Annotated in this window: 24 protein-coding genes; 15 read left to right on the forward strand and 9 right to left on the reverse strand. The window is 48.6% G+C overall.

Annotated features, from left to right (window positions below):
* The first annotated feature begins 73 nt into the window (after window positions 1-73).
* The 4 genes from ACKTT9_RS01555 to ACKTT9_RS01570 all read left to right on the forward strand — a co-directional run bounded on the left by ACKTT9_RS01555 (window position 74) and on the right by ACKTT9_RS01570 (window position 7,144).
* Window positions 74-2,728: a response regulator gene (locus ACKTT9_RS01555; protein WP_407870230.1), complete on the forward strand. Its 2,655-nt coding sequence runs from the start codon at window positions 74-76 to the stop codon at window positions 2,726-2,728.
* 84 nt (window positions 2,729-2,812) lie between these two features.
* Window positions 2,813-3,787 (forward strand): ornithine cyclodeaminase family protein, encoded by a 975-nt coding sequence (locus ACKTT9_RS01560; protein WP_407870231.1) that lies wholly within the window; start codon window positions 2,813-2,815, stop codon window positions 3,785-3,787.
* 12 nt (window positions 3,788-3,799) lie between these two features.
* Complete coding sequence (locus tag ACKTT9_RS01565; RefSeq protein WP_407870232.1) at window positions 3,800-4,966, forward strand: dipeptidase; 1,167 nt, start codon at window positions 3,800-3,802, stop codon at window positions 4,964-4,966.
* A 12-nt stretch (window positions 4,967-4,978) separates the two neighbouring features.
* Window positions 4,979-7,144: a CocE/NonD family hydrolase gene (locus ACKTT9_RS01570; protein WP_407870233.1), complete on the forward strand. Its 2,166-nt coding sequence runs from the start codon at window positions 4,979-4,981 to the stop codon at window positions 7,142-7,144.
* A gap of 92 nt (window positions 7,145-7,236) precedes the next feature.
* Here ACKTT9_RS01570 and ACKTT9_RS01575 read toward each other — a convergent pair whose 3' ends face one another.
* Window positions 7,237-8,046, reverse strand: coding sequence for an MBL fold metallo-hydrolase (locus tag ACKTT9_RS01575; protein WP_407870234.1), 810 nt, complete (start codon window positions 8,044-8,046; stop codon window positions 7,237-7,239).
* Between the two features lie 202 nt (window positions 8,047-8,248).
* Between ACKTT9_RS01575 and ACKTT9_RS01580 the strand changes: the two genes are divergently transcribed.
* A complete protein-coding gene (locus ACKTT9_RS01580) occupies window positions 8,249-9,538 on the forward strand; it encodes an NCS2 family permease (protein WP_407870235.1) in 1,290 nt (429 codons plus the stop codon).
* Between the two features lie 44 nt (window positions 9,539-9,582).
* Here ACKTT9_RS01580 and ACKTT9_RS01585 read toward each other — a convergent pair whose 3' ends face one another.
* Window positions 9,583-10,386, reverse strand: coding sequence for a hypothetical protein (locus ACKTT9_RS01585; RefSeq protein ID WP_407870236.1), 804 nt, complete (start codon window positions 10,384-10,386; stop codon window positions 9,583-9,585).
* Between the two features lie 228 nt (window positions 10,387-10,614).
* Here ACKTT9_RS01585 and ACKTT9_RS01590 point away from each other — a divergent pair, with 228 nt between their 5' ends.
* From ACKTT9_RS01590 to ACKTT9_RS01600, 3 genes are all read left to right on the forward strand, one after another.
* On the forward strand, window positions 10,615-11,379 hold the full coding sequence (locus ACKTT9_RS01590) for a GTP pyrophosphokinase family protein (RefSeq protein ID WP_407870237.1): 765 nt from the start codon (window positions 10,615-10,617) through the stop codon (window positions 11,377-11,379).
* An 84-nt stretch (window positions 11,380-11,463) separates the two neighbouring features.
* Complete coding sequence (locus ACKTT9_RS01595) at window positions 11,464-11,691, forward strand: DNA-binding protein (RefSeq protein ID WP_127457084.1); 228 nt, start codon at window positions 11,464-11,466, stop codon at window positions 11,689-11,691.
* Entirely contained in the window at window positions 11,688-12,128 is a 441-nt protein-coding gene (locus tag ACKTT9_RS01600) for a DUF6526 family protein (RefSeq protein WP_407870238.1), read from the forward strand. Before ACKTT9_RS01595 ends, ACKTT9_RS01600 begins: the two co-directional genes overlap by 4 nt.
* A gap of 61 nt (window positions 12,129-12,189) precedes the next feature.
* On the opposite strand, the gene ACKTT9_RS01605 is transcribed toward ACKTT9_RS01600, so the two are convergent.
* From ACKTT9_RS01605 to ACKTT9_RS01630, 6 genes are all read right to left on the reverse strand, one after another.
* The gene (locus tag ACKTT9_RS01605; protein WP_407872937.1) at window positions 12,190-13,131 is read right to left on the reverse strand and encodes a FecCD family ABC transporter permease; all 942 of its coding nucleotides are present in this window, start codon (window positions 13,129-13,131) and stop codon (window positions 12,190-12,192) included.
* Window positions 13,132-13,181: 50 nt separating this feature from the next.
* Window positions 13,182-14,195: a FecCD family ABC transporter permease gene (locus ACKTT9_RS01610; protein ID WP_407870239.1), complete on the reverse strand. Its 1,014-nt coding sequence runs from the start codon at window positions 14,193-14,195 to the stop codon at window positions 13,182-13,184.
* Between the two features lie 4 nt (window positions 14,196-14,199).
* Complete coding sequence (locus ACKTT9_RS01615) at window positions 14,200-15,177, reverse strand: Fe(3+) dicitrate ABC transporter substrate-binding protein (RefSeq protein ID WP_407870240.1); 978 nt, start codon at window positions 15,175-15,177, stop codon at window positions 14,200-14,202.
* A gap of 109 nt (window positions 15,178-15,286) precedes the next feature.
* Window positions 15,287-16,084: a helix-turn-helix domain-containing protein gene (locus tag ACKTT9_RS01620; RefSeq protein WP_407870241.1), complete on the reverse strand. Its 798-nt coding sequence runs from the start codon at window positions 16,082-16,084 to the stop codon at window positions 15,287-15,289.
* Between the two features lie 434 nt (window positions 16,085-16,518).
* A complete protein-coding gene (locus tag ACKTT9_RS01625; RefSeq protein WP_407870242.1) occupies window positions 16,519-16,800 on the reverse strand; it encodes a hypothetical protein in 282 nt (93 codons plus the stop codon).
* A gap of 220 nt (window positions 16,801-17,020) precedes the next feature.
* Window positions 17,021-17,539: a DUF1761 domain-containing protein gene (locus tag ACKTT9_RS01630; protein ID WP_407870243.1), complete on the reverse strand. Its 519-nt coding sequence runs from the start codon at window positions 17,537-17,539 to the stop codon at window positions 17,021-17,023.
* 118 nt (window positions 17,540-17,657) lie between these two features.
* Between ACKTT9_RS01630 and ACKTT9_RS01635 the strand changes: the two genes are divergently transcribed.
* From ACKTT9_RS01635 to lepB, 4 genes are all read left to right on the forward strand, one after another.
* A complete protein-coding gene (locus ACKTT9_RS01635) occupies window positions 17,658-18,119 on the forward strand; it encodes a hypothetical protein (protein WP_407870244.1) in 462 nt (153 codons plus the stop codon).
* A 59-nt stretch (window positions 18,120-18,178) separates the two neighbouring features.
* On the forward strand, window positions 18,179-18,949 hold the full coding sequence (locus ACKTT9_RS01640) for a hypothetical protein (RefSeq protein ID WP_407870245.1): 771 nt from the start codon (window positions 18,179-18,181) through the stop codon (window positions 18,947-18,949).
* A 71-nt stretch (window positions 18,950-19,020) separates the two neighbouring features.
* A complete protein-coding gene (locus ACKTT9_RS01645; protein WP_407870246.1) occupies window positions 19,021-19,650 on the forward strand; it encodes a hypothetical protein in 630 nt (209 codons plus the stop codon).
* Between the two features lie 73 nt (window positions 19,651-19,723).
* Window positions 19,724-20,284 (forward strand): signal peptidase I, encoded by a 561-nt coding sequence (gene lepB / locus ACKTT9_RS01650; RefSeq protein ID WP_407870247.1) that lies wholly within the window; start codon window positions 19,724-19,726, stop codon window positions 20,282-20,284.
* A 56-nt stretch (window positions 20,285-20,340) separates the two neighbouring features.
* On the opposite strand, the gene ACKTT9_RS01655 is transcribed toward lepB, so the two are convergent.
* Entirely contained in the window at window positions 20,341-20,982 is a 642-nt protein-coding gene (locus ACKTT9_RS01655) for a response regulator transcription factor (RefSeq protein ID WP_315955064.1), read from the reverse strand.
* A gap of 158 nt (window positions 20,983-21,140) precedes the next feature.
* On the opposite strand from ACKTT9_RS01655, the gene ACKTT9_RS01660 reads away from it, so the two are divergent.
* Genes ACKTT9_RS01660 through ACKTT9_RS01670 form a run of 3 tightly spaced genes read left to right on the forward strand, consistent with a single transcriptional unit; the run spans window position 21,141 to window position 24,230 of the window.
* Window positions 21,141-22,694, forward strand: a complete 1,554-nt coding sequence (locus ACKTT9_RS01660; protein ID WP_407870248.1) for a sensor histidine kinase — start codon at window positions 21,141-21,143, stop codon at window positions 22,692-22,694.
* Entirely contained in the window at window positions 22,687-23,115 is a 429-nt protein-coding gene (locus ACKTT9_RS01665; RefSeq protein ID WP_407870249.1) for a response regulator transcription factor, read from the forward strand. Before ACKTT9_RS01660 ends, ACKTT9_RS01665 begins: the two co-directional genes overlap by 8 nt.
* The gene (locus ACKTT9_RS01670; protein ID WP_407870250.1) at window positions 23,112-24,230 is read left to right on the forward strand and encodes an HD-GYP domain-containing protein; all 1,119 of its coding nucleotides are present in this window, start codon (window positions 23,112-23,114) and stop codon (window positions 24,228-24,230) included. Before ACKTT9_RS01665 ends, ACKTT9_RS01670 begins: the two co-directional genes overlap by 4 nt.
* Window positions 24,231-24,363: the final 133 nt, after the last annotated feature.

The following is a 24,363-nucleotide window of genomic DNA, read 5'->3' on the forward strand; positions in this document are numbered from 1 at the left end:
TTGTAATATATAATAGACAAGAAATGACAATTTTTTCACGCAGTGAGTAGGTAAAATGGGGGTGAGGTGTCACATGAAATTTCTGTTCTATTTTGCACAATGCAGTGCATTGATCGTGACTTTTGTTTTTCTATTAAGATGGCTGTACCCCTATTATGTAAAATGCTCTAAAAGAGCGCAGTCGCTCATTTTCGGAATCGCTTTCGGAATCTTCGGTCTGCTTATTATGCAAATGCCGTTACATGTCGCGCATGGGTTGCATATGGATGTCCGCTTTGTAAGCGTTATATTTTCGGCTGTTTTTGGCGGTCCACTATCTGCAATCGTTACAACTCTGATGGTTGGCGCTTATCGCATCATGCTTGGCGGAGATTTGCTTTTTCCACTAGGTTCTCTTGTGACTACGACGTTGATCAGTATAGTTGTCCATCGATGGTCTGTGAAACGTAGAAAGCTTATGGAGAGATACGGTTGGCTGCTAGGGCTGGTTATCAGTTTGCAGACAGTAGGCTGGGCGCTGCTTGCCCCTCAGGAAACGATGGACTATTTTATGACAGAATTTGCAATAAGTTATGTGATTTTTCATACGGTAGCCATCCCACTTTACTACTCATTGATTGCTTATGAAATTAGAAGCTATGAAACGGAGATCAAACTGCGCGAGAGCGAGAGCCGGTATCGGACGCTGGTGCAAAACTCGCCTGACCTCGTCTACTGCTGTGACCTGGACGGAACGATTACTCAGGCTAATAATAAGATGTCGCATTTCTTAAAAATGAACGAACGTGATTTACTCGGGAAAAATGTGCTGGACATGATCTTATCTGAGAAGACTCGCGATAAATGGAAGCAAGCGCTTAACGAGGTGTTAAGCACCAAGGAGTCCAAGTCGTTTGAAGCGGAAAGCCTGCTGCCATGCGGTGGCAATAACTGTATGCATTACACGCTTTCGCCGATTTTCAATCGGAACAAGGAGATCGTGGAAGTGACAGGAACCGGCCATGATATTACTGAACTAAGGCAGCAAGAGAAGGCGCTTCACCAATACAAAGGCCACCTCGAGGAACTGGTGGAGGCTCGCACGTCGGAGCTCGCGGAAGCCAAGGAAATGGCCGAGTCAGCGAATCGCGCGAAAGGCGAGTTTCTGGCTAATATGAGCCATGAAATCCGCACGCCGCTCAATGCGGTGATTGGTCTAAGTTATTTGCTCCAGCAAACAGAGCTTTCAGAGCAGCAGCAAGTCTATGTGGATAAAACGATTATTTCCGCCAAAAATTTGATTGCACTCATCAATGACGTTCTGGATTTCTCGAAAATTGAGGCCAAGAAGCTGGTCATCGAGCAAGTCGATTTTGACCTGTATGATGTACTCAACCAGATTTCGAATCTCATAGGAATGAAAGCGTATGACAAAGGGTTAAAGCTGCATTTCTCCATTCATCATGAAGTTCCGCAAATGCTTGTCGGCGATCCTTTCCGTTTGAATCAAATTTTGATTAACCTGTCGAATAATGCTGTGAAGTTCACGGATCAGGGCGAAATCTCTTTTGAAATCTGCCTTTTGGCCAAAAGTGAAAGGGGTGTCACTCTAGGATTTACGGTTCGCGACACCGGAATCGGGATTACGGAAGAACAACAGGAGCAGTTGTTCCACCATTTTACACAGGCAGATATGTCGACAACCCGGAAGTATGGCGGGACAGGGCTTGGTCTTGTGATCAGTAAAAATCTTGTCGAGCTGATGGGCGGAGCGATAGGGGTAGAGAGTCAAGCCGGGCAGGGCAGTTCATTCTCCTTTACTGCGGATTTTGGTTATAGTACGGGATCGCGGCTCACGTCGATGAATCAAGACTCACAGTTGAAATTGCTTCGCGTGCTGCTCGTTTGTGATGACGGGGATATGCAGCTTGTTCTCAAAAACCAGCTTGAACAATTCCAGTTTATTGTCAACACAGCAGAATCCGAGAGTGGCGCAATTGAACAAATTTACCGCAATGGCCGCTATGATTTGGTCATCGTAGATTGGAAGCTGAGGGAATCGGTTGCCGTTCCGCTTGCTGAACGCATTCAGCTCGAATTTTCTTCGCCTATGCAGGTCATTGTAATGGTTACCGCGTATCATGAGCCGGAGCTGCAGACGCGCATCCGTTCGCAAGCCATAGATAAGGTGTTGTATTACCCGATCAGCCAGTCGCAATTGTATAACGAGCTTATCAGTTTGTTTCAGCAGCATTTTGTGGCCAAGCAGGTCACAGGGCCTGATCCGGAGAAGTCGGAGCGTTTCAAGGCTCTGCAGCATGCGAACATTTTGCTCGTGGAGGATAATGAAATCAATCAATTGGTTGCAACGGAAATGCTGAAGGAAGTCGGCGTGGTAGTCGATGTGGCTGAAAATGGTCTGGAAGCTGTCTCCCGCGCGAAGCTGAGGCGGTATGATGCCATTTTGATGGATTTGCAAATGCCAGTGATGGGCGGCTACGAGGCGACCAAACAGATTCGCCAGTTGGAGCATGCCAAGGATGTTCCGATTATTGCGATGACGGCGGATGCGATGAAAGGCGTGAAGGAGGAAGTGCTCGAAGCGGGTATGAGCGGCTATATTACAAAACCGTTCGATCCCATTCAGTTGTTCGGTTTGCTGCAGCGGTTGATACAAACTTCGAGAGTGAAGGGATATAAACAGATCGCGGCATCGTCTGAGACGACTGGTAGGCCGGATGTGAAATAAAAACGTACTGCGCAGCAAGCCATGGGGAGCGCGTTTTGATATAATGTAAAGGCAAGTACTAACGAAGCGGGTGATCATTCAGATATGCTAGTCATCAATCAACGCGAGGTTCTGGAATTGCTGTCCATGTCAGCTTGCATGGAAATCATGCAGGCTGTTTTGGCAGATTTGACGAATGGAGATGCCGTTCAATCGCTAAGAAGCGTTGTTCCACTGCAGGGGAGTCATGTTATGGGACTCATGCCGGCTTACTTGAAGCGGGAAGAGCGAGTGGGTGCCAAAGTGATTACCGTGCTGCCGGATAATCATGCGAAAGGGATGCCTTCGCATCAAGGGTTTGTTTCTTTGTTTAATTCAACCAACGGTCAATTGGAAGCCATTGTCGATGGCACCAAAATCACCGCGATCCGCACAGCGGCCGTCAGCGCGGTGGCGACTCGACTGCTGGCGAGACCGGATGCCAGCACGCTGGCGATGATCGGGACAGGCGAGCAAGCCAGAACCCACATCGAGGCGATGCTGCTGACCCGCCCGATCGAGAGGATTACGGTATGGGGGCCGAACCCGGCCCATGCCCGGAAGTTGAAGGAAGAGACGGAAGCGCGGTACAAACTTCCGGTCGAGGCCGTTTCCTCCGCGGCGGATGCCGTACGGGACGCGGATATTATTTGCACGGTGACGGCGTCGACGACACCTATTCTGCAGGGAGCGTGGATCAAGGAAGGCGCTCACATCAATGCTGTCGGTGCCTGCCGGGCGAAGGACCGGGAGCTGGATACCGAACTCGTGCGTCAAGCGGAGTTGTTCGTCGATCGCCGGGAGTCCGCCGTGAACGAAGCGGGGGATTACTTGATTCCCCTGAGCGAAGGCGAGATCGGGGAAGGTCACATTTTAGGCGAAATCGGAGAGCTGTTGGCCGGGCTTAAGTCAGGTAGGAGTTCGAGCACGGCTATCACACTTTTTAAATCATTGGGGCTGGCTTGTGAGGATTTGGCAGCTGCTCATTATATTGTGCAAGAAGCGGTTCGTAAGAATAAAGGCACACAAATTGCATTTTAGGAGCGAATGTAGATGAAAACGAATCTCACGGAAGGCTTGTATCCTTTTCACTTAACGCCAGAGCAGGAGGACCGTGCGAGCCGGCTTCATGAAAACAGCATCCTTATTGATCTGCTGTTTCAAGGTCCATTGTCGCCCCAGGCGATTCCTGAGCAGATCTCCGAAAACATCCGTGAAGCCTGCGAGCCTTACCGGGATGAACCGATGGTGTACAGCGGCATGCCGAGCAAAATCATTCACGATATGGCGGCACGCGGGGAACTCCCGGCATTCAAGGAGGAGTGGTATCGTTCAGGTATTACCGCGGGTAATCGCCAATTGGACATATCCGATATAGAGGGTCTTGTGACCAGCATGGGCGAAATACAGCGCCAATTCGATGCGAATGATTGGTTGGTCAAAGTGCTTAAGGCGGAAGATATTCGCGCCGCCAAAAGCAGCAATAAAAAAGCGGGCATCGTAACCGCGCAGGAAACGGATGGCTTGGGCAAAAATCTCGCCTTGCTTGATGCGCTCTATCATTTCGGTTTGCGTGTTTTGCAGCTCACGTACAACAATCAGAACTACATTGCTTCCGGCTGCGCGGAGCAGGCCAATGGCGGTGTCAGCAATTTTGGTGCGCGCTTCATTCGCAGAATGAATGAGCTGGGCATCATCGTCGACACCAGCCATTGCGGCAAGCAAACGACGCTGGACGCATGCCGGCTTTCGACGGCGCCGGTGATCGCTTCTCATACTGGCGTAGAGGCTCTCTTTGGCCATATGCGCTGCAAAAGCGATGAAGAGCTCCAGGCGATTGCTGGAACCGGCGGCGTCATCGGTGTATTTGCGATGCCGTGGTTCGTTTATCAGGACCCGAATGAAACGACAATCGAACATGTGCTGGATCATATCGATTATGTGGTTCGGCTGGTCGGCGTTGACCATGTTGGCATTGGTACGGATTGGCCGATGAGCGATGTGGAGTGGTCTTTGGTATATTTTAAAGAGCATATCGCACCGAGAATTGGCTTTGCCAAAGGGGACGGGCCGTCTACCGAAACGGTGAAGGGACTGGAAAAGTACAGTTACTTTATCAATTTTACCCGTGGCTTGGTTGCCAGAGGGTATAGCGATGAAGATGTTCAGAAGATTATGGGCGGCAACTGGCTGCGTGTTTTTGAACAAGTCTGGGGATAGGAGTTAACGGAGATGAGCACATATTTTCAGTCAACAACGTTTAATTTGTATTGTGCCGGTGTGTACGAGGGGAAAATCCGTTTTGCCGAAAAAGCGATTATGCACGCCAAAGTGGATGCTCGCAGAAGAACACAAATGCAGGAAAATGTCCTTCCGGAGAAGACACCGTACATATTGCCTTTTGCTAAAATAATGATGTCCTTGGCGCATTATGAGCAAGCCATTTGGCAGGGAGACGAGGTTACGCTTGGCAATGGCGACCTTTATGTACGGCATGTGAGCTATACGGCTGGCGTGGCGGGACGAGCGGAACAAGCGGGACAAGTGGTAGGAACAGAGCAATCAGGGCAAGAGGTGACATCTCAAGTTTGGGCGATGCGGAAGGATACGGCGCTCGACATCGTGACTGTAGATGGACGCATCATCGCGTTCGTGGCACCCAACCGGTACGGTATGGAAGTGCTCGTGGCGGAAGGGTACGAAGCGTTGACCCCGCTTGTGGTGTACGAAGACCCGCTCCTCTCGAAGCCGGAGTTCGGCGTGAACGATCTGGGCACTTTCCTCGTTCCGATGCGGGACGGTGTACGTTTGGCAACGGACGTGTACCTGCCAGAAGGTGCTCAATCCCCGCAGGGACTGCCGACGATACTCATTCGCACATGTTATGATCGCAACTTGCGTAAAGAGTTTTTCAAGCGTTGGGCGAACAAGGGGTACGCCGTCGTCAATCAGGATGTCAGAGGGCGTGCGGATTCTGAGGGAGAGCTCGTTCCGTTCTTTTACGAGCGGGACGACAGTGCTGATACGATCGATTGGATCGTGTCGCAAGAATGGTCAAACGGCAGCGTCGGCATGTGGGGCGCCTCCTATCTCGGATATGTTGTGACCGCAGCATCTACGAGCGGCCATCCGAATTTGAAGGCGGTCGTTAATGAAGTGAACGTAGGCTCGCCATTTGTGGATACGGTACGTAAAGGCGGAACCGTATGCTCCTGGCCGTTGCTCTGCTGGACGCTTGCGCAGTCCGTTGGAACAAGGACGGATTTTGATATTTTTGCGGGTAAAACCGTTGATCCGGAGAAAGCCGTAGACGCCAGACCGATTACGGAGGTTCCCCAGCAGATGATTGGCAGAGCTTCTGGCCCTTGGGATCTGTGGAGTGAGCATCCGGAATATGATGATTTCTGGAGAAATTGCACCTTTACGGAGCGTGGCGATCAGGTGAAGGTGCCGATGTTCGTCATCTCCGGTTGGTACGACGGAGACAGCGCAGGCGTATCGGAGACATGGAGGATGCTGACCAAGCATGATGTCCCCAACCGGAAAATATGGCTCGGACCGTGGGAACACGGCCCTAACCGAGCAAGAGATCTGCTCGGTACCAGCTTCAGCAACGAGTCGGTTGTTTACGATTATGACGTAAACGTGCTGCGCTGGTTCGACAGGTTCCTGAAAGAGCTGCCCAATGGCATCGATCAAGAGCCAAGGGCGAAGTATTACGTTGTTGGAAGCAACGAGTGGCGAACGTCCGAGAATTGGACGCCTGTGGAGGCGCAAATCAAGAACTTTTATCTGGGGAGTAAAGGTCGGGCCAACTCCAGTCATGGAGACGGTGTGCTGATGGAGGCTCCTTCTCAGCAAAGTCCTGCGGATACATTTGTGTATAACCCCGAGGATCCTGTTGCTGACAGTGGTGAAAGAGAGCCGGAGAATATGCGGAAGCATGAGCTGCGCAGCGATATTCTCGTATATTCGAGCGCTGTGCTTGAGCGGGATTTAACCGTAGCGGGCGAGTTGTCTTGTGAACTATATGCGGCAAGCACCGGTGTTGATACAGACTGGGTCGTTACTTTGAGCGATGTCGATGCGCAGGGTAACTCGATTAAGCTTTCCAATTACATCGTACGGGCGAAGTACCGTGGTGGATTGGATAATCCAGAGCTGCTTACGCCTGGTAAGGTGGAGAAATACGCGATATTCATGCAAAATATCGCCCACACGTTCCGCGAAGGCCACCAATTGCGGTTCACGGTGACATCATCGAGCAAGTTTATCGCGTTTCCTAACACGAATACCGGCATCAACCCTTATGAGGATCCGAAGCCAGTGATCGTGCAGCAAACGATTTACCACTCGGAGGAATATCCGAGTCATGTGAAGCTTCCGATTATTTTGTAATCGGGAGAGAATAGCGGGGAAGAGAAGACACCTGAAAAGGTGTCTTTTCATTTATGTAAGAGAACGATAATCCGCGTAAAGCCGAATGACAGCTAGAGCTCCACAATTAAACCGTCATAAGCAACCTCAATCCCATGAGGCTGAAAAATGTCAACCAAATCCTCATGCAGAAGCCCCGCATTATGAGAGAAGTGTGTCACGTAGATTTGTGCACCCGGCTTCAATACGCCGACTTCATCCATCCATGTTTTCGTTTCGAGTACGGCATCCACGTTCATATGGTTGTTTCTGTGCCCCACTCGGCCTGTTGTGCATTCCAGGATAACCAAGTCGAACTGCTTATTCTTCAGCCAAGCCCACGTTTCATCCGGGAACCACCCGCTGTCGTTGCCATACAAGATGGTTTTCCCATTCTTCTCGATGGAATAGAGCAAGCAGGTTTCGAGAGGATCATGATCAGCCAGCAGCGGAACGATGGTCGCCGTTTGCGTCTCTACAGGCTGGAACGGAATCACACGGTGGAATTGATAGTTGTGCTTCAGTCCATTCAGTGCTTGAAAGATGAGGCGGAATGGAAGGTCATGTCCGTAAACATGCATGGTTTCTTCGCCTGATTGGGCGTAGCCTTTCGCGCGAATGGCCATATCCTCAGCATATAGATGGTCTGAGTGTGAGTGGGTGATGAGCAGATCCTTTACGCTGTTCATATCGATTCTGTACTGCAGCGAGTGCATTAAGGTATCGGGCGGAAAGTCGACCTTCAAGTCATGATCAAACATGACGGAAGTGCGGGAACGAATATTTTTTCCTCCGCGTTCGCGGGCTTGTTTGCAGGTGAGACATTGGCAGAAGAGCGAGGGGACGCCCTCATATGCCGCTGTTCCCAGAAAATGAACCTTCATGGATGAAGCCTCCTTAGCGCGTAGGCATTGTTGTTTCATGATAACTTAGTGTTGTTTATTGTGTGAATGTTGTTGGATTCTTGTTGTTTATTGCCAATTGTATCCCCGCTTGGCAGCGCTGTCAATGGAGAAAAATGATTACTAAGGTTCCAAACAAAGGGAAGAATAAAAAACAAATCCCGTTGGTTGGAGGTCATCAGCAATGTTTAAATTGAAAGAACGGGGCACAACGGTGCCGACGGAACTCATGGCAGGGGTCACGACGTTTTTGACAATGGTTTATATTGTGATTGTGAACCCGGGGATTCTAAGCAAGGCGGGGATGGATTTCCACGGGGTGTTCATTGCGACGGTGTTGGCAAGCATTGTGGCGACGCTGATTATGGGGCTTTTTGCGAATTACCCGATTGTACTTGCGCCGGGAATGGGGTTGAATGCGTATTTTGCTTTTAGCGTCGTAGGAGGAAGCGGTGTCAGTTGGCAGACTGCGCTTGGTGCTGTTTTTGTCGCCGGAGTCTTGTTCATTGTGTTATCATTGACTTCTTTCCGATATATGCTGCTGGACGCGATTCCTACAAGCTTGAAGCATGCCATCACTGCGGGGATCGGCTTGTTTATCACATTTATCGGCCTGCAAAATGCCAAGGTCATCGTAGCTTCTCCCTCAACGCTTCTAACATTAGGAGATCTTAGAGAACCCATGACCGCATTGACGATCATTGGCCTTATCGTCTCGCTGATCCTGATGGCTTATCAGGTGCGTGGCTTTTTGTTCTTCGGCATGTTGATTACCGCTGTATTGGCTTGGATTATGGGACTGTTGACTATGCCGGAGACATTCGTTGCAGCGCCAACAGGGCTGTCTGCGACGGCTTTTCAGCTAGACATCAGTGGTGTTTTTTCGGGCGGGATGTACGCTGTCATTTTTACATTTTTACTGATTACGTTATTTGATACAACGGGAACGATGCTTGGGGTTGCCGAGCAAGCGGGGCTTCTCAAGGACAATAAATTTCCGCGCTCAAGAGGCGCGCTGCTGGCCGATGCGATAGGGACCTCGACAGGGGCCTTGCTTGGAACGAGTCCCACCTCCGCGTATATTGAGTCCAGTTCCGGCGTTGCAGTAGGCGGGAGAACCGGACTGACGGCGATCACGGTGTGCGTCTTGCTGGCCTTAACCTTGTTCTTCTCGCCAATCATTGCTGTGCTTGCCAGCATTCCGGCGATTACTGCGCCTGCATTAATTATCGTCGGTTTCCTTATGATGAATGTGCTGCGTAAAATAGAGTGGCAGGACTTGGAGGAAGCCTTTCCGGCTTTTCTAATCGTGGTGTTGATGCCCTTGACTTATAGTATTGCAACCGGAATTGGCATCGGATTTATCGTATATCCGGTATTAAAGCTGCTACGCGGAAAAAGAAGCGATGTGCATCCGATTTTTTATCTATTTGCGGTGCTGTTCTTTATTCAGATTGTGTTTTTCAGTCATTGAGGAACAAATTTGCCTATTAAATAAATGAATGTAACAGAGGCACCTTAACCGGTGTCTTTTTTTATAGTGGCTAGCTTATCGCGGACGGAGGTCTCCAGCTTATAGATTCGCTGCTTCTCGTCATTGATTTGACGCAGGAGGGAAACCATCGAGCTTAGGGTACTTTGGACTCCGATCGCATCCCCTTTCTTGGCGCTTTTTTTAAAAGCGCTCCATAGCGGTGACAGGCTTTTGCGAGAGGATTGGGCAGCGCTCATTTTGGCCTTTATCTGCACGTTAGTCGGATTGATGTCATCGAGACGTTCACGTATGCCTTTCGTTGCTTTGGAGGCTTTATCCTTGGCAGCCCGGTGGGCTTTCTCCTTCGATTGAATGTCTGCACGCGCTAGTTGGGCGGGAATTTTCAAAGCCGTGGCCTGAAGGCGGAGCATGGTGTTCAAGCTTTTGTTTTTGAGAGGCCGCACGTCTTCGATTTGTTTATTAATTGCGGTGTAACGGGATAATAATGGTTTGTAGCGCTCCCTTGTTCGCAAAACATCCTCTTCCAGCTTGGCCAGTTGAGCAGCGTCCATTGCTTTAGCCTGTTTGCTTAGTGCTGTCAGTGCCTCATTATTCTGGTTGTGCTGCAGCGTAATTGAATGATCCCATTCCTGTTCCTGCTTCTGAAGGGTGAGCAGCTCATCTTGCAAAGCGTGAATACGATTGGTTTGAGCTTGGGTGGAAGCGGCTAGCGTTTTATCCAGGAGTCCGGCCGTGAAGTTGAACGGAGCTGCTGCAGACGCCACCCCCGGAAGGGCTGAGAATAGAACTAAAGCGGCGAAAAGTAAAGTGAATGGGTTCAGATACAAGCCTCCTTAATTTTCGAGGAAAGACAAAAAAAGCACCTGCAAGAATAGGCATTAGCCTATCCCTACGGGTGCTTCCCAACGTAAGTTTTCGCTCGAAATATGATAAATGTACTATATCAAGCGACCGCGCAAAGTGTCAATACGAACACCAAAATTTGCTCACGGAGCTTTCGTACTTTACACTAGATAAGACTGGTAAAATAACCACGACTAAAGGATGGAACTGCCATGATGACTCAACTTTCTATGAATGATTTGAAACGATTTAAGCACGAAATTACAAGGTTTATGATGACGTACAAATTCGCTTTGGACGCCATGGAAACCCGCGTAGAAATCTTAGTGCAGGAATTCGAGATGCTGCATGAATATAATCCTATCGAGCATACCAAATCCCGCTTGAAATCGCCTGAGAGTATTTTTCATAAGCTCAGCAGGAAGGGAGGGGACATGTCTTTTGACGGGATCAAAGCATGTGTGAAGGATATTGCCGGCATGCGGATTACATGCTCATTCGTCTCGGACATCTATGCCATCTCCAATATGCTCAAAAACCAAAGCGACCTGAAGGTGCTGGGGGAGAAAGACTACATCAAGCATCCGAAACCGAATGGCTATCAAAGTCTTCATTTGCTGGTTGAAGTGCCGGTGCATTTGACGGATCGGCAAGAAAGCGTATGTATTGAAATTCAAATTCGCACCATCGCGATGGACTTTTGGGCCAGTCTGGAGCATAAGATATTTTATAAGTTCAATGAAGGTAATCAAGCTGTGCCAGCGCGATTGCTGGAAGAACTTAGACAAGCCGCCGTGGCAGCATCTGCACTTGATCTGCAAATGGAGCGTCTGCATGCGGAAATCGAAGAAATTAAAGAAGAGCAGACGTCCGACATTTTGGCCAGTGACGCGCTCAATAAGATCGTCATTAACAATCAGCAGTTTGCGCTGCCGCAGGCATTGCTGGAGCTTTTGAGTGATGATGACGGTAAGTAAGATTGCATCCTACAAATGGATGCTTTGTCTGCGTACTTCTGTGCTATAATGAAAGGATTGGAACAGAAGGGTGTTGCTTCGGACATGCAGGTATTTGAGGATTGGAATCAAAAAGTGAAAACAACGTTCAACGCGACAAGTAATGAAGTTGTATTAACGGTGATGGAAGCTGGGAAATCGCTAGGTCTGACCAAGGATCAGATGAAGCAATATGTAGACAAAAACAATTTAACCAAGGTGCCAATTATGAGAAGTGTACATCGCTACTTGCTTTTGAAAAGCGAGATTGATGAGATTGTGGGGAAATCATGAAGAACGGCGAACAAACGTATGCCAATCACCGCAGAATGCATCCATTGTTTCATTATGTGTTCTCTTTGTTAGCGTTAATTCTACTGGTTGCGTCGATCGTAGAGTTAATTAGATCCTTGCAATCAGGGGATCAATTGCTGCCTTCCTTTCTTTTTCTACTCATTTCTATCATTGTGATCATTGTATTTCTGCTGATTCGTACCTATCCGTTGAAAGCGCAGGATCGTGCGATTCGTGCAGAAGAGAATCTCAGGCACTATGTGTTAACTCAAAAGCTGCTGGATTCGAGATTAACAGTGGGTCAGATCGCTGCGCTGCGCTTCGCCTCCGACGAAGAGTTTCCTGCTCTATGCCAGAAGGCGGCTGACGGGCAATGGTCATCGGATACGATTAAGAAATCCATCAAGAGCTGGAGAAACGACGATTATCGCATATAGTTTGTAAAATTGAAAAGGGGCTTCCCAGAAGGGTCATATCTGACCTCCTGGGAAAGCCCCTTTATTTGTTGCGCAGACGTTCCTTGCGCAGCAGGTAAATAAAATACGGCGCGCCGATCACGGCCGTCATGATCCCTACAGGCACTTCCCGCGGGAGGATGATGATGCGGCCGAGGAGGTCGCCGAGCAGCATCAAATCCGCGCCGATGACAGCCGCCAACGGGATCAGCCACTGATGCCGGCTGCCGACGAGGCTGCGCGCGATGTGTGGGGCGATCAGCCCGATGAAGCCGATCGCGCCAACCGCCGACACGGAGATGCCGGCCAAAGCAACGGCAAGAAGCAGCAGCAGGAAACGCTGCTTCACGATGTTGAGGCCCAGCGAAGCGGTGATGTCATCGCCAAGCAGAAATACATTCAGCTTCGTAAAGTTCGCCCACACGATGGGCAGGAGCACTGCGATCCACGGCAGCAGGGTGTAGACATCGTGCCAGCTGCGGCTCCATAAGCTGCCGGAGAGCCAGAGCAGCGCCATGTTGATATCGCTGGGGTGCCTGACAATCAAGTACTGTGTGCCAGCTTGGAACACAGTACCGAATGCTACGCCCACCAAGGCTAATGTGGAGGGGCTGAGCGTTAACCGGCGGCTGAGCAGTAGCAAAAGCAGGAAGGCCAGGAAGGCGCCGGCGAAAGCCGCAATCGGCAAGACGTAGCTTGGCGATTTGGGGAATAGAAAGAGCACCGCTGCCGCCATGAAGCCGGCCCCTTTCGTAATTCCCACGACATCAGGGCTGGCCAGCGGATTTCGCACTAAGCCTTGCAGAATGACGCCGCCGGCGGCTAGCCCGAAGCCCGCTAAAATCGCAACTAACACGCGGGGCAAGCGGACTTGATGCACGATGAAGTATGACTGGCTTTGTGCATCTGTTAACCCGGACCACACATCGCCGAATGGAATGCGCACAGCACCTACATGGACATACAGGGCCGTTAATACAAACATGATAATTAAAGCCACAATCAGTGAGATGGAGGAGGTGTTTGTGTATTTTCTCACTTCGCACCTCCTTGCTTACGTGCCAAGTAAATGAAATATGGTGCACCGATCACCGCAGTCACAATACCGACCGGCGATTCGAAGGGAAAAGCAATGAATCTGCTGAGAAAGTCGGCGTAGACAAGTAGGATCCCTCCGAGCAGAGCCGTCATCGGGCCTAGAATATGCAGGTTCGGCCCAATCATCGCGCGGGCGATGTGTGGAACAAGCAAACAAATGAAGCCGATCGGGCCGCATAAGGCCACGGCGGATCCGGCGAGCAGAAGCACAAGCACGATACTGATGCCGCGCACGATGTTGACACGCTGGCCTAAGCCCGCCGCAATGTCATCATCAAGCAGCAGCAGCTTGAACGCTGGCAGCATAAGGCTGAACAACGCCATCCCCCCTATGAAGAAGGGTAAGATGATTCGCACATCCGACCACCCTGCTTGATTCAGGGAGCCGACCAACCAGAAAATCATGCTGTCCGTGGCATGCTGATTCATAATGATGAAACCTTCCGTCAAGGAGGACATGAGGAAGTGGATCGTGATGCCGGCTAGCGCCAGGCGCACATATTGCTGGCGTCCTGCGCCCGCTAACGACCAGATCAGCAGCGCGCTCAGGGCGGCCCCGACAAAGGCAAAGCCGATGAGCCCAAAGTTTCCAAAATGGGGCAAAATAACAAGCCCGATCACAACGGCTAACGCCGCCCCGGCATTAATCCCGAATATATGCGGAGATGCCAGGGGGTTTTTGGTTGTGATTTGAGTCAACATACCGGCCAAAGCGAGCTGCATCCCAACGATACACGCCATGATGGCGCGTGGCAGGCGAAGCGTTTGGATGTACAGATGGGCTTTGTCGCTGCCCTGATAAGTCACCGCTTCGTACAAAGTGCGCCAGGAGACATAGGCCTGGCCCCATTTCAAGTTGCAAATCACGCCGATCAGCATCACAAGAACAGCGGCAGAAAATAGGAAGAGCAGAGGCCATTTCTGGCTCTGCTTCTCAGTTATAGGCTTCATTGGACTATTGCCCCAAATTCTTCACGATATCATCAAGAATTTTCTCGGATCCGAGGAATCCGCGCGATAGAGACCAGTCACGACGCTCTACAGTAAATACTTTCTTGTTAGCTACAGCATCAATTTTTTGCCATAGCGGATTTGTTTCCCATTGTTTAACAATTGTTTCTTTCTCCGTTGGCATCAGGAATAGCACTTGCGGATTTGCTTCTACGAGCTGCTCAAGTGTAATTTGCGGGTAGGCAGCAGCATTTTTAACTGGATCTGTGTAACCAAGCATCGCTAGGAAAGAACCGCTGTAAGCGTGATCTGAGTGTGCGAAGAATCCTTTGGGATTCACAACCGCTGGAAGTACGCGAAGGTTTGTAGCGGTTAGTTTCTTTTTCACCTCATCAACCTTAGCTTGGTGTTCAGCCAGACGTTTCTTGCCTTCCTCTTCTTTACCGACAGCTTTGGCGATGATGCCTACGTTTTTCAGCATTTGATTGTAGTCCGCTTGGAAATCATCCAATACGAGAACAGGCGCAATACCTTTAAGTTGAGCGATGGCATTCTTATGTTTGTTGATGTCAGCAATGATCAAATCTGGTTTCAGTGAGGAAATCAGTTCAATGTTTGGCTCGTAACGGGACCCTACGGATTTGTAGGTTTTGAGTTGAGCTTTAACAGAATCCATCAACAGATCTGGGCTGTCATCATCTGCAACACCAACCGGCTGTACGCCTAGTGTGACGAGGATGTCCGTGAATCCGAATTCCATAGCTACGATGCGTTCCGGTTTCTTAGGCAGTTCAAGTGTTCCTGTAGCATCCTGTACGGTGATTTTACCGTCCGCTTGAGCGGCTGGTTTCTGGCTGGCTGCGGCAGGCGTAGTTGTTGCTGCTGCAGTTTCGGTATTCGTCGATTTGCCGCAAGCCGCTAGGCTCAGTGCAAACACGGTGATCAATGCGAGCAGGCTAAAACGAGTAAAAAAGTGTTTCATTTTGTTGACTCCCCCATGACAATGATTATTATTCTCATTTGAAATAATACGCTCAATTTCCGCGTAAGGACATGTCTGATTTGTATAATCAGCATGTCTGATAATTAGATTAATTTTGATTGGCGACGAATTCCGACGGGGAGGTGCCGGTCTTCTTTTTGAATACTTTGCTGAAATGGAAATAGTCGATGAATCCGACGCGTCCTGCCACTTCTTTGGCCAGTAAATCGGTGTGAAGAAACATTTGCTTTGCTTTCTCAATACGCAGGGTGTACAAGTAATTCATCATCGTCATCCCGGTATGTTTTTTAAAAAGAACCGTAAAATAGCCGACACTCATGCCTGCCCGTCTAGCCAGCATCGGAAGCGAAAGCTCCAACATATAATGCTCGTTCATATAGGAAAGGATCTCCTCGATGGATTCGCTAGATGACTTTTTATCCTGAGTTAAATGAGACTCATATAGATAGATGAAAAGTATACGCTCCAGCATCATGCGCTTGCGAATCGTTTGAGCGGCTATTTCCTCTGCCGACAGTGGATGGATGTCCTCCGTTGTCCGGAGCAGCTCGTCCAACATATAGTGGATTTTGATTTCACTCAAGGTTGTGAGAGGGCCATGCAAGGACCATGGGTAACCGTCAGGTATCATCCTGTAGGTGATAACGATGTATTCGGCGGTTTTGGTTTTGGGAACTTGTATGGTGTAGGGACCATGCTCGGGATGGCAAGCATAAGCTTGCGAACAAACCGATGGTTCCTGGTTATTTTGATGCAGCGTTATATGACCGCGACGAACAATAATAAGCTGGTACATGCCAGCTGGACATCCGAGTGTAAGGGAGGTGCTGCAGGTTTCGATCTGCTCAATGAGCGGGACGAGGGGGATAAGCTGTTGAAAATTCATATTCGGAATCCTTTCCAATCCTAGAAAATGCTTTCTTTGATAGTGACACAGAAAGGGGTTTGCAACAAGTGGAGAAAATTTGCAGATGGGGGCGAGTTCCGGGTGAATCTGGTGAAAGGTGGCTACTTGGGGGACTGGTGGATGAGCTGCTATGGGTGGGGTTCGTGGTACTTTAACTAGTTGTGAAACTGGTGGACAAAGCTGCAATTGGTGGGTTCTCCGGCACTTTAACTAGTTGGCTACTTTGGCTACTATTGGCGGAGTTCATACGACCGCTAGCTTGGCACCTGTGAGCAACAGCCGTTGGCTAACGGACTCAAGAGCCGCTATTGGCCATGGAAATGACTGAACAATGGCTACTTGGCGAGCCGATGAACATGAAAAAAGCCGTCTCAAAAGTAGAAATCCCTACTTTCGAGACAGCTCTCGCGTGATTATAAGGCGTAGACGCTTCTAATAATAATCTCGGGCAGTTCAGCTTGTTGAGCATAGTACTGCTCAGGTGTGATACTGCCGCTGGACAGGCGCTCATTAAGCTGTTCGATGAGCTCAGCGAGCTGAAGATCAATTACTTTTTGCACATCGACCTTATTCGCCTCAGCGATATCGGCCAGTGACAGCCCATTGTATTGGGCATTGTAGATGTCTTCCTCGGAAGCTAGCCCAAGAACGTGGAGCAGGTCATATTTTGCGGCTATAAGTTGTTTTTCCATCATAGATACCACCGTAGACAGGTTATAGTCCAGCTGTTGGATTCAGCTGGAGGTTGTGTTCCCAGAAAGGGTCCTGCTCCAGTATATGCAGGGGTTCACGATATGGCTTGGGGACTTACCTTATTACACCACTTTGGTGTGATTGAATCACGGAAAAAGAAAAAAGAGCTGTCCCCCAATCTTGCAAGCAAGATCACGAAGGGATGGCTCTTTATCGTTTTTTCTACCCTTGCCAAGCACCTATAATGATGCCGCCGATGATATAGGCCACCAGGTGGTAGCCGACGGTGATGAAGTATAGCGGGAGCTTCGCGTTTTCAAATAGGTAATTCATGCCGATTTTCAGAGAGATACTCAGACCGATCAGCGCGCCGACCGCAAGTCCGGATACCCAAGTGGTTTCAGTGCCCATTGTCAGCAGAAGAGCAAGAATAAAGCAACCGCCAAGAGCGGTTAATGCAGTAAGGATGTAGGTGAGGGGGCCGCCTCCAGACATCTCGTCCATTTTCACATTACGCAGATTAGCCCATGCATGACCGAATAAGACGGGCGAATACCAAAGGAAACCGAGCACCATCGTGACCACTGTAGCAACAAGCACAGCGAGATAGTTCACTTCTAATAAATTCAAAATAAACCCTCCACTAATCATGTATGTTAGATCGTTTACAGATGAATTGTATCGTGGCGCTTCATTCTTGTAAATGAAGTTTCTCTTCGATCTGGTACGAAAGTATACCATTGACCCCCCACTAATGTAGCAGCAATAAATTACTCTTGTGTGGGAAGGCGCAAAGTGTATGCTGAGCTACAATAAATTTGTAAGCAAGTGCAGAACACGAAGGAGGCAGGGCAGCGCAATGATCCGTTTAAAACGAAAAGTGATGATCGGTTCATTGAGCCTCTCGACTTTCCTCATCATGAGTACGGCCTATGCCTACTCCGATGCAAGTTTGCCGCTGCAAAACTGGTACAAGGCGAGTTTTCAGACGGGCAAGAGCGAAGTGGACAGCAAAGCTATGCATGCTTTGAACGAAAGCAGACAAGCCATGCAAGCAGGAGCGGATGAGATGCTCTCAAGCAATGCCGCCAGACTGAAGCAGGTTCAGGACGCTCAGAGCGAACAAGCGAGGAACCGCGTAGAGGCGGTTAGCCAAGACTACGCAAGTCAAATTGAAAGCATAGCGGAAGAGCTGACGAAGACCGAAGGGCCAGCGCAATTTGACAAGTATGTCCTTGCTTCGAACGAGAAGCTGGACCGTGAAGTAGATCAGTTGGCTGTTCAGTTGCTTCAGGAATTAACGTTAACATCAGGGAAGTAGACCATCTTTGTGAATTATGATTCAACAAATAAAATGATGCCAAGGGAGATTGATGAACGATGAAAGCATTGAAAAGTAAATTAGCAGTTGGGGTTATCGCAACAGGATTAGTAGCGGGTATGGGAACAGCTTTCGCAGCAACAGACGCTGGCGGACAGCTTCAAAGCTGGTATAACAGCGCGACTAAAGTAACAAAAGCTTTAGTAGCTGGAGACGTTGCAAGCTTCGTTGCTTCCAATAACGACAAGATGGTTTCGGATTACAAAGCGATCAACAATGGTGCTGTGAATGATGTAAAAACAGCAGGCACAACAGAAACGACGCAAACGCAAGGTGCTATCAACGGTCAAGTAACGGCGTACTCCAATGCCATTGACGCGAAAAAAGGAAGCATTGTAGCTAACATGCCTGGCGAGTACGACAAAGTCGTAAGTGATGCCAACACCTTTAACAATGGTGTTATCGATGGCCTTGGATTTGCCGGCAAACTAGACATCATCCACGATGTAAACGAGCAAGGTAAAAAATCCTTGAATGCGCTGGAAGCTGGCGTTGCAACAACGCAAACGCAAGCAGCGGCGACATTGACTACAAAAATTGAAACGACAAAAACAGAGCTGAATAACTTGCTGAGCCAAGAAAGAACAGCAGCATCCAAAGAAATTAAAGATAACTTAACAGCTAAAATTGCAGCTAAATTGGCAGAACTTCAAAAGCTTGCTGATGATCTGGAAGCAGCTAACATTAAAACAATTACGGATAAAGGCGACGCTCTTGAAGCATCTGGTAAAACAGCTCTGGAGAACATCGTACTTAACGGTTTGAAATAATAAAATGCCTTAAGCGGACGGGCCCCGGTTTCGGGGCCATACGCTTACTTTGAGAAAAGGGAGGAATGGACATGATGAGCAGAAATGAGAAGAAGCGTAAGATGAAGTCCAAGCGGATTGTCGCAGCCGGAATTGTTTCTTTAACTGTCGTTCTCACGGCGTCCGCCGGGATTTCCTATGCGGATATGGATATTGCCGGCGCAATGGCTTCTTGGTTTAACAAGAAGACGGAGCAGGTCATCCAAGGATTGGATCAATCCATGAAATCAGAGACGGATGCGCAGAAGGAAATGTTAAAGAAAGAATTGCAGCTTCGACTTGAAGCATCCACTAGAAGTCTTCAATCTTTCACAGATACGCAGAAACAGCTTCATCTGCAGGCACTCGAGCAGCATGCACAAAGCCTGCTTGCCGGGACGGAGGTCAAAACGGAGCAGGACCGTAAACAAATTTTGGATAAGCTGCAAACCATTCTCGACAGCGCCAAAGATGCCATGGATTCATTAGCAGGCAGCTATGTACCGCCGGCTATGGTGTTCACGCAGAGCCCGCCTATCATTTTGGTAGCACCGCCACCTAGTTCACCAGCGATACCGCCTGCAGCACCACCGTCTGTAGTACCACCTTCAGTACCACCTGCAACACAACCGGAGATCCAACCGCCAACGGTCATTTCGGATGTCTATGGGCAACAGCGATAGGATGCAATTGTAAGTCATGTCACGTACAATCAATCATATTTTAGCGAGAAGTTAGCGAGGGTGGGAAAGTATCATGGCAGATGAAGTTTTGGCACGTAAGAAGCCGGCAGCGACTAAGCATAAAAGTGAATTCTGGGGTTGGGTTCGATTCATTTTACTGCTCTCTCTAGCCTTTATATTGATTAATAACATGATAGGACTGACGAGGGTTTCCGGTAATTCCATGAATCCGACGCTGCAAAGCGGCAATGTTCTGCTGATGAATAAAGTATCGCTATTTTTTAAAACGCCAAAGTACGGCGATGTGGTTGTAATCAAGGATGATCGGTTAGAATTCAGCATAATTAAACGTGTCATTGCCGTTCAAGGCGATCGCGTATTCATTCGAGATGGCGTCATCTACGTCAACGAAACACCGCTGCCTGAGCTGTACACAGCCGGCAAGTCGGAAAATATGGACGTACAGACGATTCCAAGCGGCTACCTGTTCGTAGTTGGAGACAATCGCAACTTGGGCGAAAGCAAGGATAGCCGTGACCCCTCGTTGGGTCCTGTACACATCAAAGATGTGAAAGGTTATGCCGTCTTTTCGCTGCTGCCGATGCATCGCATTGCTGAGCCTCTTGACCTGTAAAGCCAAAAAAAGATCCGGCGGGTTATCCCGGCGGATCTTCTTTTATGTATAGGCGATTAACGCTGCATTTCGAATTGAACCAACCCTTTGGACAAGGCATATAAAGCGGCTTGCGTCCGATCCGCTAGTTCTAACTTGGCCAGAACCTGGCTCACGTGCTTCTTGACGGTAAACTCCGTGATATAGAGGGCATTAGCGATTTCCTTGTTCGAGCGGCCTTTACCGAGCGACATCAACACTTCAAGTTCTTTGGGAGTCAATTCAGACAACTCTTGCTTTTCCCTGCCTGATTTATGCTCCATGATCGACCCCATCAACACCGGATCGTAGTACTTACGACCGCGAGCGACAACTTCAATGCCGTACAACAAATCTTCTGGAAACGCTTCCTTTAAACAGACGCCTTCAATTTGCATGGACTGTGCGAGCTGAAGCTCACTTTGCGTGATGGACGAAGTCAAAATGATATATTTACAAGCATGTCCTGCCCTGCGTGCCTCTTGTATGAAATCGATGCCATTCTCATTTCCCAAATTTAAATCTACGAGCACAAGATCGGGGTTTGTCTGATCCAGAAGCCTTAGAGCTTCTTTCGTATTCGCTGCTTCCCCAACAATATTCATGAACTGACCAGATGAAACAATGGTACAAATGCCTTTGCGAACAAGCGGATGGTCATCAAGGATAATCATATTCATCGATTGGTTTCCCTCCAAATTGATGCGATCTATGCTATACTAAAACTAGGTATAATTTCCTAGTGCTTTTTACCTATGATTGTTGTTGACTGCTTCATTGTATAACAAATGTAGTCGAAAGACCATTAAGAATTGATAAAGTTTAGGAGTATTTGTCGATGTTTCTAACTACCAAATCGAGCTTGTATGTATTTTTTGGAGGCAGATGGGTGCTGCTGTTGATGGGGCTCCTGATTTATACCAAATCGGGGAACGTGACGCCGGGATTGTTGTTGGCAGCGGTTCTTTTTCACACGGCCTACAGTCTGTTATATCTTTTTAAAATGGGTAAAAAAGCCGCGATTGCAGCATCTGCTGTTGATATCGGTTTTGGGATTTACCTGCTTTGGCTAACAGGAGGGTTGTCCTCACCGTTCTTAATCTACTGTTTTACCGGCCTATTAATGGTCAAACGGTTCGTGACATGGCGGGGGTATTACCGGATCTCTTTTTGTTATGCGCTTTTACTCCCGTTCATCTTTGCGCTGACTTCTGAGAGGGCTGCGTACATCTATCTGCTGAACCATTTTGATTATAGCTTTGTTGTTCTCGGTTACTTTTGTTTGATAAGTTTTGCACATTACACCATCCAAGCAGTACGTAAACAATACCGCAAGCTGGTGATGATTTATTCCTCTCGTTTTATGGCGCGACAGCCGAGGAAGCAGGGGGGCATTCTTTATTTAGAAGGGCTGCTCAAGAAAATTTTGGATGAGCGTGAAGTCATTCTCTGTATGGAAAGCGATAGACAGAACGAGAAAGCGCTGAGCTGGAAGCATACCTATTTCACGAACTATATGAAGCAAAATACATCGCTGCACGGTCAGAGGATGTATGCCCAATTGCCATCACCCACAGGTGAACTAGAGTCGCTGTACATCCAGACGCTGCTCGATCGGGGCGGGAAATCCTATGGTTGGCTGTTGGTGAAGGCGGAGAAAAATGAATTATCTATCCTGCACAAAATGTACATCCAGTTCCTTCTTATGAGGCTGGAAGCCATTCATTTCAGCGACGAGGAGCTGCTGGAAGCAGAGGAGGCCGCGGTCGCGATAGAGCGCAATACGATTGCACAAAACATTCATGACGGCATCACACAAGAGCTGTTCTTTATTTCTATTCAGCTGTTTCAGTTGAAAAATGCCCTACCTGTACATGCGCGCGATGAAATGCTCCCTTACGTAACCGAGATCGAGAAGAAAGTGAAAGAAAGTCACCGCGATATCCGGCAATTCATTACCGAGCTTAAGGATGAAAAGAGAACGCTGAATCTCCATTACGCGATTGAAAAAATGCTGCAGCGCATCACAGAGCACACGGGGGTAAAGCCGATTTTTGAACATATCGGTTGGGTTTCGCAAGAACAGGTGGACGTCGAAGGCGCGATTTATCACTTGGTGGAGGAAGCGGCCAATAACGTCATCAAACACGCAAAAGCGAAGCATCTTCACGTTACGATTGAAGTTACGAGCGTGCAATGGACGGTAATGATTAAGGATGACGGAATCGGAATGAAGTCCGTGGACAGGCATCAAGAGGGAAGGTTTGGATTGGGCGGTATGGAGAGCCGGATCAGAGCTTTGAATGGCTCAATTACATTCCAATCTGAGGAGGCTATGGGAACAACAGTTACCGCATATATACCGCGCGAAAGGAGTACAGCTTATGTATAAAATCATTATTGCTGACGACAGTTCCATCGTAAGGGCAGGCCTCCGCATGCTGCTGGGCAGCTGTGGCACTTACACGGTAATGGGCGAAGCTGCCAATGGCAGTGAAGCGATTGAGCACGCTCTCTCCATCGTGCCGGATCTGCTGCTGACGGATCTCAAAATGCCCGGCATTCCGATTATTGAAGGTGCGAAGGCGCTTAAGAGCATCTATCCGCAGATGAAAATTATTATCCTGACTGCTTTTGATGAAAGTGAGGATATTTATCGTGCTTTTCAAGCCGGTGTAGACGGTTATTTAATGAAGGATACGAGCCCAGAGGTCATATTGTCGACCATTGATGAGGTTATGAAAGGAATTTCTTATTTCCAAGGCAAAGAGTTCGGAACCTACCCAGCCTCCAAAAGGAGTTCGTTTATATGAACTTGCAGCGCCTCGGGAATCAGCCCGTCGATCAACTGATGATGTTCATCATCGCAAGTATGGCTTCGCTATGCACGATTGGCGGGATGCTCTACTGGCTCGTTATCCGAGACTCGGAATCATATCTTTATATGGTAACTTCGCTCACGGCGTCGCTTTTCTGTTGGGGAATTCTTGTCATTCAAAAGAACTTGCCCAAAGAGAATGTGTATACAAAGCTCATATCTCCAATGATCATCTTCGTTGTTGTTGTCGTGACTACGCTGTACAACCCTTTGTCCTTGTGGCACATGTGGGTGGCGATTGCCTTTTGTCCCATTCTGCTTAGTTTGCTGGTAGATTCCAAAATATATGTATACGGCTGCCTCATTGTTATGATGTACGTCGTGCTTCTCACCATATTCGGGCCAACTTCTGTTATAGTTGGAGACATTTCACCGATTATTGCTGCCATAACCAGAGGTGTGTATACATTTGGAAGTGCGATCTTGGGAGGAGTCATCCTTGTTTCACGCAACCAGTTCAAAAAACGTGTCGAAGCTTTGGCTTTCCAGCAGCAGAAACAGCAGGTGATTAACCTTCTGCAAAGTTTTATTCCCGTTGGAGAGCGGAAAACCCAGACGTCGCGGAAAGAAATCGGAGAGATGAGCATGCTGCTCAAATCACTGGTGAAGGCTTATGGGGGAATGAGCGTACAGGACTGGGAGATTGATCTGCTGTCGCTTCTGCATTTTGTTAGCAGGGTCAAGCTGCCGGATTATATGTTCGAAAAGGAAGGCAAGCTGTCCGAATTCGAATTCGAAGTTGTCCAGGAGCACTGCTACATGGCCAAGGAATTATGCGAAGGCATCCCTGACTTTCAAGAGGTGGAGAAGGCATTCCTGTATCATCATGAAAAAGTGGACGGCACCGGTTACCCGTATCAGCTTGCTGGGGACCAAATCCCGCTGCTATCGCAGATGCTAGGATTAGTGGAAGTATTCCTGGCGCTAACGACGCCGCGCTCCTACAGGCAAGAGATGTCCCAACGGGAAGCCTATGCCGAAATTCAAAAGCTGGTGGGGCATTCGTTCCGCGCGGATATCGTGGAGATTTTCGGGAAAGTCATTGATTGAATCTATTAGCTCTTTCGTACCTAACATCCAATATTACCCTGCTCGAGTCACGCCTACTCCAGCCTTTTCTGTGGAATATTAGTAACAGTCTATGAAGGCTGAACTCAACCACAGAAGGCAAGGAGTGAATCTG

It is taken from the genome of Paenibacillus sp. P36, from assembly GCF_045866505.1.
Classification (GTDB): Bacteria; Bacillota; Bacilli; order Paenibacillales; family NBRC-103111; genus Paenibacillus_E; species Paenibacillus_E chondroitinus.

Excerpts from the sequence above, each read along its gene's own strand:
- ACKTT9_RS01555 (WP_407870230.1), top strand. The coding sequence starts at position 74 with ATGAAATTTCTGTTCTATTTTGCACAATGCAGTGCATTGATCGTGACT.
- ACKTT9_RS01560 (WP_407870231.1), top strand. The coding sequence starts at position 2,813 with ATGCTAGTCATCAATCAACGCGAGGTTCTGGAATTGCTGTCCATGTCA.
- ACKTT9_RS01565 (WP_407870232.1), top strand. The coding sequence starts at position 3,800 with ATGAAAACGAATCTCACGGAAGGCTTGTATCCTTTTCACTTAACGCCA.
- ACKTT9_RS01570 (WP_407870233.1), top strand. The coding sequence starts at position 4,979 with ATGAGCACATATTTTCAGTCAACAACGTTTAATTTGTATTGTGCCGGT.
- ACKTT9_RS01575 (WP_407870234.1), bottom strand. The coding sequence starts at position 8,046 with ATGAAGGTTCATTTTCTGGGAACAGCGGCATATGAGGGCGTCCCCTCG.
- ACKTT9_RS01580 (WP_407870235.1), top strand. The coding sequence starts at position 8,249 with ATGTTTAAATTGAAAGAACGGGGCACAACGGTGCCGACGGAACTCATG.
- ACKTT9_RS01590 (WP_407870237.1), top strand. The coding sequence starts at position 10,615 with ATGATGACTCAACTTTCTATGAATGATTTGAAACGATTTAAGCACGAA.
- ACKTT9_RS01595 (WP_127457084.1), top strand. The coding sequence starts at position 11,464 with ATGCAGGTATTTGAGGATTGGAATCAAAAAGTGAAAACAACGTTCAAC.
- ACKTT9_RS01600 (WP_407870238.1), top strand. The coding sequence starts at position 11,688 with ATGAAGAACGGCGAACAAACGTATGCCAATCACCGCAGAATGCATCCA.
- ACKTT9_RS01605 (WP_407872937.1), bottom strand. The coding sequence starts at position 13,131 with ATGTTTGTATTAACGGCCCTGTATGTCCATGTAGGTGCTGTGCGCATT.
- ACKTT9_RS01610 (WP_407870239.1), bottom strand. The coding sequence starts at position 14,195 with ATGAAGCCTATAACTGAGAAGCAGAGCCAGAAATGGCCTCTGCTCTTC.
- ACKTT9_RS01615 (WP_407870240.1), bottom strand. The coding sequence starts at position 15,177 with ATGAAACACTTTTTTACTCGTTTTAGCCTGCTCGCATTGATCACCGTG.
- ACKTT9_RS01620 (WP_407870241.1), bottom strand. The coding sequence starts at position 16,084 with ATGAATTTTCAACAGCTTATCCCCCTCGTCCCGCTCATTGAGCAGATC.
- ACKTT9_RS01625 (WP_407870242.1), bottom strand. The coding sequence starts at position 16,800 with ATGATGGAAAAACAACTTATAGCCGCAAAATATGACCTGCTCCACGTT.
- ACKTT9_RS01630 (WP_407870243.1), bottom strand. The coding sequence starts at position 17,539 with ATGGTATACTTTCGTACCAGATCGAAGAGAAACTTCATTTACAAGAAT.
- ACKTT9_RS01635 (WP_407870244.1), top strand. The coding sequence starts at position 17,658 with ATGATCCGTTTAAAACGAAAAGTGATGATCGGTTCATTGAGCCTCTCG.
- ACKTT9_RS01640 (WP_407870245.1), top strand. The coding sequence starts at position 18,179 with ATGAAAGCATTGAAAAGTAAATTAGCAGTTGGGGTTATCGCAACAGGA.
- ACKTT9_RS01645 (WP_407870246.1), top strand. The coding sequence starts at position 19,021 with ATGATGAGCAGAAATGAGAAGAAGCGTAAGATGAAGTCCAAGCGGATT.
- lepB (WP_407870247.1), top strand. The coding sequence starts at position 19,724 with ATGGCAGATGAAGTTTTGGCACGTAAGAAGCCGGCAGCGACTAAGCAT.
- ACKTT9_RS01655 (WP_315955064.1), bottom strand. The coding sequence starts at position 20,982 with ATGAATATGATTATCCTTGATGACCATCCGCTTGTTCGCAAAGGCATT.
- ACKTT9_RS01660 (WP_407870248.1), top strand. The coding sequence starts at position 21,141 with ATGTTTCTAACTACCAAATCGAGCTTGTATGTATTTTTTGGAGGCAGA.
- ACKTT9_RS01665 (WP_407870249.1), top strand. The coding sequence starts at position 22,687 with ATGTATAAAATCATTATTGCTGACGACAGTTCCATCGTAAGGGCAGGC.
- ACKTT9_RS01670 (WP_407870250.1), top strand. The coding sequence starts at position 23,112 with ATGAACTTGCAGCGCCTCGGGAATCAGCCCGTCGATCAACTGATGATG.